The organism is Bacillus sp. LR--39 (assembly GCF_053613335.1).
Genome location: NZ_JBSIOT010000683.1, coordinates 1 through 799, shown reverse-complemented (window position 1 = coordinate 799; position 799 = coordinate 1). Strand labels below are relative to the sequence as shown.

1 protein-coding gene is annotated in these 799 nt (G+C 51.9%); it reads left to right on the top strand.

The window, feature by feature from the left end:
• Positions 1–799 (top strand): helicase-related protein (locus tag ACWHAR_RS25825; protein ID WP_452088268.1); only part of this gene is annotated, 799 nt, incomplete at both ends.

Here is a 799-nt window from a genome sequence, read left to right as displayed (position 1 = left end):
AAAGGGAAAGATCCCGATGTCTTGTTTATGACGGCGACGCCGATTCCGAGAACACTGGCGATCACGGTTTTCGGGGAAATGGATGTGTCCGTCATCGATGAAATGCCGGCTGGGCGAAAGCGGATCGAGACGTATTGGGTAAAGCACGACATGCTCGAACGGATTCTCGCGTTTATCGATAAAGAACTGAAAAAAGGCAGACAGGCGTATGTGATCTGTCCCTTGATTGAAGAGTCGGACAAGCTCGACGTTCAAAATGCAATTGATGTGCACAGCATGCTGACTCATGCCTTCAGGGGAAGATGGCAGATCGGTCTCATGCACGGAAAGCTGTCAAATGACGAGAAAGAACAGGTAATGAGGCAGTTCAGCAAAAACGAATGCCAGATTCTCGTTTCCACAACCGTCGTTGAAGTCGGGGTAAACGTTCCGAATGCGACGGTCATGCTGATCTATGATGCCGACCGGTTCGGTCTTTCCCAGCTGCATCAGCTTCGCGGCCGGGTCGGACGGGGCGATCACCAGTCGTATTGCATCCTGATGGCAGACCCGAAATCTGAGACGGGAAAAGAGCGCATGAGCATCATGTCTGAGACGACGGACGGCTTTGAGCTTTCTGAAAAAGATCTTGAACTCAGAGGGCCCGGGGACTTTTTCGGCAAGAAACAGAGCGGGATGCCGGAGTTTAAAGTCGCCGACATGGTTCACGACTACCGCGCGCTGGAAACGGCAAGAAGAGACGCTGCAGAACTTGTCTCTTCAAAAGCGTTCTGGACGGATGCCGAATATAAAAGCCTGC